The following is a 6,760-nucleotide window of genomic DNA, read 5'->3' as shown; positions in this document are numbered from 1 at the left end:
TGGGACATGATCCAGCGCTACATGGACATCACCCAGCCCATGCCGGACGTGCCCCGCCTGGAGCCGTTCCGCGCCCGCGACCCGGTGACTGCCGAGCACGACCGCCAGACCGGCCGCGACCCGCGCTTCTGGCGCGACCTCGATCTGGAGGCCTGGAAGTCCGGCGAGGGCGCCGAACGCCGAAGGGCCCAGGCCCGCTTCCCCTGGCGAAATCAACGCTGCCAACTCACCCCGCAGATCGGCCGCATCGGCATGGACGCCTACCGCCAACAGCAGGCCCGACTCCACCCGGACCCGGCGGGATGAACCGGGGCCGCTGTCATGACGCCTCTGGCGTGTATGCCTGGTCCGATGCCTTCGCCAGCTTCGGGCTAGCCCCCACGATTACTGTCGCCTGCTGTGGCAGCCGTCCGAAGGTTTTCTTGCTTGTCGGCGTTGGTTTTGGGGGGTGTGCTTGCCCTTGATAATCGTCATTCTGGCCTGTGGCTGGAGGATCGCGGGGACGGTCGCTAGACTGCGCCTTTTCCACGCAAGCAGGAGTGTGCGCATGTCCGGTCAGCCCACGGCGCTGAAATCCGTCACCTTCCACGGCCTGGAGCCCGGGCCGCGCCTGATCGTGCTGGGTGCGGTGCATGGCAACGAGCTGTGCGGCACCGAGGCGACCGAGCGGCTGCAGGCGGAACTGGAATCCGGCGAACGCGAGCTGCTGCGCGGCACGCTCACGCTGGTGCCGCGCACCAACCCGCTGGCGGTGCAGCGCAACCAGCGCATGGGCGAGCGCAATCTCAACCGCAACCTGCGGGTGACCGAGGATCCGCAGGATTTCGAGGATCGCATCGCCAACCGGCTGTGTCCGCTGCTGGCCGCGCACGATGTCCTGCTGGACCTGCACTCGTTCCACACCGGCGGGCAGCCGTTCATCATGCTCGGCCCGCGTGACAACGACGGCGAGCTGGAGCCGTTCTCGCAGGCGGCCGAGGAGCAGGCGCTGGCGGCCTGCCTGGGACCTCGGCGCATGGTGGAGGGCTGGCTGGACACCTATGCACGCGGGGTGGAGAAGCGCATGAAGAACCCCAACGCCAGCCACCGGGCGCAGATCCTGTCCACCGATCCGAGCTATGGCATCGGCACCACCGAGTACATGCGCAGCCAGGGCGGCTACGGGGTGACCCTGGAATGCGGCCAGCATGACGACCCGCAGGCGCCGGAGGTGGCCTACAAAGCCATCATCAACGCGCTGGCTCAGCTGGCGATGCTGCCGCAGCGCGCCACGCCCGGGCAGGCCGACCCCGAGGTGCTGCGCCTGGTGGAGGTGATCGACCGCGACCACCCGGATGATGCCTTCGCCCGCGAGTGGAAGAGTTTCGATCCGCTGACCCGCGGTGATCTGATCGGCGTGCGCGCCGATGGCACCGAGGTGCGCGCGCCGGAGGACGGTTTCATCGTGTTCCCCAACCCCAACAGTCTGCCGGGGAACGAGTGGTTCTACCGCGCGGAGTTCAGCGACCGCGAGGTGCCCCCCGGTCCGCAGTAGGCCCCGGGTCTGCAGTAGACCCCGGGGCCTGAACGGGGCGTTGGCGGCTCAGTCGTCGTCCGCGGGCAGTCGGGCGGCGCGCCGCAGGGCGCGGTCCACGGCGTTGAGCGCCTCGAGCTCCTCGCGGCCGCCGCGGTCGCCGCTTTCGGCACGGATCAGTTCCAGACGGGGCGGGGTGGTGTCCGGGGGCGTCGTCAGGGCTTCCAGTCCGCCATCGCGCTCCACCCGGTTGATCTGCTGCCAGCCGCGTTCGGTCTGCAGCACGCCCTTGAGGCGGTCCGCGTCCTGTTCCCGGATCAGGGCCTCCAGCGCCGCGTGATCGAACACGATGGACGCCGGGAAGCGCCACGACCGGCCGACGAATCCGTCGCCGCGGTTGTCGATCACAACCCAGTCGCCCGTGTCGGATGCGGGCGCATGGTCATGTTCGTGTTCATGCCCATGGTCGTGATCGTGTTCGTGGCCGTGGTCATGGCCGTGGTCATGGCCATCGTCCGCGGTGGCGGACAGGTACGCCCGGGCTTCCGGGAACAGGGCCCCGCCGTGCTCCAGGCGCGCGGCATCCAGCAGCGTCGCATCGATGTGCCCCTTGCGGGTCTCGATCACCTGCGGGCGCGGGGCAGGAAGACTGGCCACAAACTCGTGCAGGGCTTCGCGGTCGGCCTCGCTCCAGGCGTCGGCCTTGTTCGCGATCAGCACGTCGGCCACCGCGATCTGGTCGTTCCAGTTGGGGTGCTCGCGGTGGCGCGGCGAGGCGAGGTGGCGTGCGTCCATCACCGTGACGGTCGCGCGCAGATCCAGCGCGGTGTCGTAGGGCGGGGCGGTCAGGGTGCGGATGATTTCGGCCGGATGCCCGAGGCCGGTGGGCTCGATCAGGATGCGGTCGGGCTGCTGCTGGCGGATCAGACGGTTGAGGCCCACGGTGAACATCTGCGCGGAGACGCAGCACAGGCAGCCGCCGGGGATCTCCTCGGTGCGCACGCCGGTGTCGGCCAGCAGGCCGCCGTCCACGCCGATCTCGCCGAATTCGTTGACCAGTACCGCCCAGCGTTCGTCCTGCGGACGCTGGGCCAGCAGGGCGCGGATGGTGGTGGTCTTGCCGACCCCGAGGAAGCCGGTGACAAGGTTGACCGGGATGTCTCGATGGGCGGGTTCTGTGCGGCTCATGGCGGTCTCCGTGGTGCGACGGTGAAACATGATAACAGTGGTGGTTCGCGGATCCCGCGGTGACCGGACCCGGCGCGATCGTTTGATTCGTACCCGCACCCGCACCGGTTCGCGAACCCGTTTACGCACCCGCCCCCGTTCGTGTTCGCGCGACGCCATTCGCGTCCCCGTCATCGCGATTCGCATGGCCCTCCTTTTCCCCGTCATCGCGAGTCGCGCAGTGACGTGGCGATCTCCATCCGAAGCCACCTGTCCCGGCGTGCAGCCAGCTTCGGCCGATTGCCGCGTCGCCTTCGGCTCCTCGCAATGACGGTGTGGAGGGGTGGATTCCCGTCATCGCGAGTCGCGCAGCGACGTGGCGATCTCCTCCGAAGCCGTCTGTGCCAGGGTGCAGGCATCTTTGACCGATTGCCGCGTCGCCTTCGGCTCCTCGCAATGACGGGGTGGAGGGGAGGGCAGAGCTTCGGTTCCTCGCAATGACGGGGTGGGCGCTTCGCGGCTTGGTCGGTATTGTCCGGGCGCGCGAACTCACACGCCGCTGCGGGGTCGATTGGTACAGATCCTTGAGCGAGGAGTGCCCCATGCTGATACGAGTGCGCCGCCGCAGCGAGATCCCGCGCAGCGAGGTGACGCCCGAGGCGGTCTACCGGCGCCGCCGCGAGTTCATGAAGGGCGGTCTGGCCCTCGGGGCGGGGCTGGGCCTGGGGGCGCTGGGGCTTGCGGGCCCGGCGGGTGCGGACCTGCGCGACGAGCTGCAGCCCCTGGACGCGGAGCCGGGCGAGTTCTCCACCGACGAATCGCTGACCCCGTTCGAGGACGCGACCACCTACAACAACTTCTACGAGCTGGGTACCGGCAAGGAAGATCCGCACCGCCTGGCGGACAAGCTGCAGACCGATCCCTGGAGCATCCGCGTGGAGGGGCTCTGCGACAACCCCGGGGAGTATGCGCTGGAAGATTTCATCGATCCCTGGTCGCTGGAGGAGCGGATCTATCGCCTGCGTTGCGTGGAAGGCTGGTCGATGGTGATCCCGTGGATCGGCTTCGAGCTCAACCGCATCATCGACCGCGCCGAGCCGACCGGCAGCGCCCGGTACGTCGCCTTCGAAAGCATCCACGACCCGGACAACCTGCCGGGGCAGCGTCGCAGCGTGCTCGAGTGGCCGTACGTGGAAGGGCTGCGCATGGACGAGGCGCGGCATCCGCTGACGATCATCTCGGTGGGGATGTACGATCACGTGTTGCCCAACCAGAACGGGGCGCCGATCCGGCTGGTGGTGCCGTGGAAATACGGCTTCAAGAGCATCAAGTCGATCGTGCGCATCCGCTTCGTCGAGGACGAACCTCCGACCTCGTGGAACCGCATGCAGCCGAACGAGTACGGCTTCTACAGCAACGTGAACCCCGACGTGGACCACCCGCGCTGGTCGCAGGCCACCGAGCGCCGCATCGGCGAGTTCCGCCGTCGTCGCACCGAGATGTTCAACGGCTATGGCGAAGAGGTCGCCTCGATGTACGAGGGCATGGATCTGACCGAGAAGTTCTGAGTTGAGGGGAAGCCGGCGCGCATCGGCCCGCCCGCCGCGCGGGGTGTGGACCCTGGTGCTGGCGGCCTCGCTGGCGCCGGGGGTGTGGATCGCCCTGCGCGCGGCCGGGTGGTTCGGCGGTCTCGGGGTCAACCCGATCGAGCGGCTGCTGGCGGATACCGGCACCCACGCGATGATCGCGCTGCTGGTGGCGCTCGCGGTCACGCCGCTGCGGCAGTGGACCGGCCTGGCCTGGATCAGCGCGCTGCGGCGGATGCTGGGGCTGGTGGCCTTTGCCTGGGTCAGCGCGCATCTGCTGGTCTGGGTCGGGCTGGATCTGTTCTTTGACTGGGTACTGATCCTCGACGATATCCGTCACCGGCCCTATGTCACCGTCGGGTTCACCGCCTGGGTGATCCTGCTGGCGCTGGCGGTGACCTCCACGCGCGGGGCGCAGCGGCGGCTGCGACGCTGGTGGCCGCGCCTGCACCGCCTGGCCTACGCGGCGGGCGGGCTGGCCATCCTGCACGTGCTGTGGCTGACCCGCGGCGCGGACTACGTCGAGGTGGGGATCTATGCCGGGGTGCTGGCGGTGCTGCTCGGCTGGCGACTGTGGCGGGCCCTGCAGCCGGTGCGAAGGCCCCGGGCGGGATGAAAGATCTCCCCGCGGTCGGCGTCGCATCGCTACAATGGGGAAAACGTCCGAATGGAGCAGTTCCTTGGCCACCTTCACCCTCACCCTGCATGCCCCCGATCCCGAGCAGCCCGAGCTGCAGACGGTTTCGGTGGACGAATCCGGCGACGAGCTGCCCGAATACGGGCAGGTATGGGTGTGGGACATCCTCTACGCGCAGCAGCTGTTCGCGCTGGGTGACACCCAGCCGGCGCAGGATCTCAAGGAGATCCTCGAGCTGTGGGCGGTGAACATGTCCAGCAAGGTGTTTCAGCCGCACCAGCACATCCTGAACAAGGGCTATCTGGACCTCTCCGAGAACCTGAAACTGGTGACCGACGAGACGGAACGCCCCGCACCGGCCGACGGCGACCGCCGCATCGAGGTGCAGGTGGCCGGGCAGGTGGGACAGATGCCGGAGGTCGCCGTGTCGCCCGAGTCACTGGAGGCGAACGATCGGGTGCATCTGGTGCTGGGACTGGCGCAGCATTTCAACTATGCCAACGACAAGTTCGGTCGCGAGCTGCCGATCCATGTGCTGGCGCTGCGCAAGTACCACGCCGACATTCAGTTGCCGCATACCCGCGAGGCGATGGATGACGGGCCGATGTACGCCATCCAGAAGGCCATGGAGTACTTCCAGGCCGCCAACCAGGGCACGGTCCAGTAGCGCCGGGCGGGCATGGGAAACACTGATCCATGAAGACCGTCTACCACAACGCCGATCCGGTAATGGCCGAGTTCATCGGCGGCATGCTCAACGACGCGGGGATTCCCGCCCACGTGCATCAGGCCGGGCTCTACGGCGCCTCGGGCGAGATCCCGCCCAACGAGTGCTGGGCGCGCATCGTGGTGGTGCACGAGGAGCAGGCCACCGAGGCGCGGGAACTGGTGATGGAATACCTCGAGGGCGATCCGGTGGGTGACGCGACCGAATGGACCTGCCCGAGCTGCGGCGAGCGGATCGAGCCGCAGTTCACCCAGTGCTGGAACTGCGGGCGCGAGCGGCGCTGAAGCGGCGTCAGCCGGAGCCGGCGCGGACCAGCGGCTGGTCGCCGTTGTAGTGCCGACCGATGCGGCGGATGTATTCGCGGGTTTCCTCGTAGGGCGGGACACCGCCATGGCGTTCCACCGCACCCGGACCTGCGTTGTAGGCCGCCAGGGCCAGGTCCAGGTCGCCGTCGAAGCGCTGCAGCATGGCGGCCAGATAGCGCACACCGCCCTGGACGTTCTGGACCGGGTCGAAACGGTCGGTCACCCCCAGCTCCGCCGCGGTGGCCGGCATCAGCTGCATCAGCCCGTGGGCGCCCACCCGTGACACGGCCTCGGGATCGAAGCAGGACTCCACGTGGATCACCGACAGGACGAGTTCCGGATCCACGCCTTCGCGGCCGGCGGCGTCGTGGATGATGTCGGCGTATTCCCCGCCGCCGCTGGCCATCGCCCGTTGCGCGTTGCGGCCGCAGCGGGCGCGCGCCGGCGGACGGCCGTACTGGGCGATCAGCTCCATGCCGGGCCCCTGATTGCGCAGGTTGGTGACCAGACGTTCGCCGTCGGGCCCCTCGAAGACGAAGATCTCGGTCGGCGACCAGCCGTCGTCACCGCCGGTGGCCGTGTTGCCGCGCGTGGACGAGGGACCGGGAACGTCCTCGTAATCGCCGTGTTCGGGCGGTTCGTCACTGATGACGCGGGCGCCATCGTCATCGATCCAGGTGTAGAAATCGGCCTGCGCCGGTAGCGGGGCCGCGAGGCCCCCTGCCAGGGCCAGTGACCCGACCACGAGGGTCAGGGCGGACAACCCCCTGCGCAACGCCGTAAGATGATGGACCGTGTTCAAGCCGGTTCTCCCGTCGATCTGCC

The 6,760-nt window shown here is 68.6% G+C and carries 7 protein-coding genes and 1 pseudogene; 6 read left to right on the top strand and 2 right to left on the bottom strand.

The features are described from left to right. Together C998_RS0104275 and C998_RS0104270 are read left to right on the top strand one after the other, a co-directional pair. Positions 1–306: pseudogene (locus tag C998_RS0104275) on the top strand (hypothetical protein); the annotation flags it as partial. Between the two features lie 241 nt (positions 307–547). Further along, positions 548–1,534 (top strand): succinylglutamate desuccinylase/aspartoacylase family protein, encoded by a 987-nt coding sequence (locus tag C998_RS0104270; RefSeq protein WP_018869620.1) that lies wholly within the window; start codon positions 548–550, stop codon positions 1,532–1,534. 48 nt (positions 1,535–1,582) lie between these two features. Here C998_RS0104270 and C998_RS0104265 read toward each other — a convergent pair whose 3' ends face one another. Continuing rightward, on the bottom strand, positions 1,583–2,701 hold the full coding sequence (locus C998_RS0104265; RefSeq protein ID WP_018869619.1) for a GTP-binding protein: 1,119 nt from the start codon (positions 2,699–2,701) through the stop codon (positions 1,583–1,585). Between the two features lie 581 nt (positions 2,702–3,282). Between C998_RS0104265 and msrP the strand changes: the two genes are divergently transcribed. The 4 genes from msrP to C998_RS0104245 all read left to right on the top strand — a co-directional run bounded on the left by msrP (position 3,283) and on the right by C998_RS0104245 (position 5,914). Beyond that, the gene (msrP, locus tag C998_RS0104260; protein ID WP_018869618.1) at positions 3,283–4,248 is read left to right on the top strand and encodes a protein-methionine-sulfoxide reductase catalytic subunit MsrP; all 966 of its coding nucleotides are present in this window, start codon (positions 3,283–3,285) and stop codon (positions 4,246–4,248) included. A gap of 1 nt (position 4,249) precedes the next feature. Next, the gene (locus C998_RS0104255) at positions 4,250–4,882 is read left to right on the top strand and encodes a sulfite oxidase heme-binding subunit YedZ (protein ID WP_231364951.1); all 633 of its coding nucleotides are present in this window, start codon (positions 4,250–4,252) and stop codon (positions 4,880–4,882) included. 64 nt (positions 4,883–4,946) lie between these two features. After that, the gene (locus C998_RS0104250; protein WP_018869616.1) at positions 4,947–5,570 is read left to right on the top strand and encodes a hypothetical protein; all 624 of its coding nucleotides are present in this window, start codon (positions 4,947–4,949) and stop codon (positions 5,568–5,570) included. Between the two features lie 29 nt (positions 5,571–5,599). Further along, positions 5,600–5,914: a DUF2007 domain-containing protein gene (locus C998_RS0104245; protein WP_018869615.1), complete on the top strand. Its 315-nt coding sequence runs from the start codon at positions 5,600–5,602 to the stop codon at positions 5,912–5,914. Positions 5,915–5,921: 7 nt separating this feature from the next. On the opposite strand, the gene C998_RS0104240 is transcribed toward C998_RS0104245, so the two are convergent. Then, positions 5,922–6,698, bottom strand: a complete 777-nt coding sequence (locus tag C998_RS0104240) for a lytic transglycosylase domain-containing protein (protein WP_018869614.1) — start codon at positions 6,696–6,698, stop codon at positions 5,922–5,924. Positions 6,699–6,760 lie beyond the last annotated feature (62 nt).

This window comes from Thioalkalivibrio sp. ALgr3 (genome assembly GCF_000377325.1).
In the GTDB taxonomy this organism is placed as follows: domain Bacteria; phylum Pseudomonadota; class Gammaproteobacteria; order Ectothiorhodospirales; family Ectothiorhodospiraceae; genus Thioalkalivibrio.
This window is presented reverse-complemented; position numbering and strand designations above follow the sequence as displayed.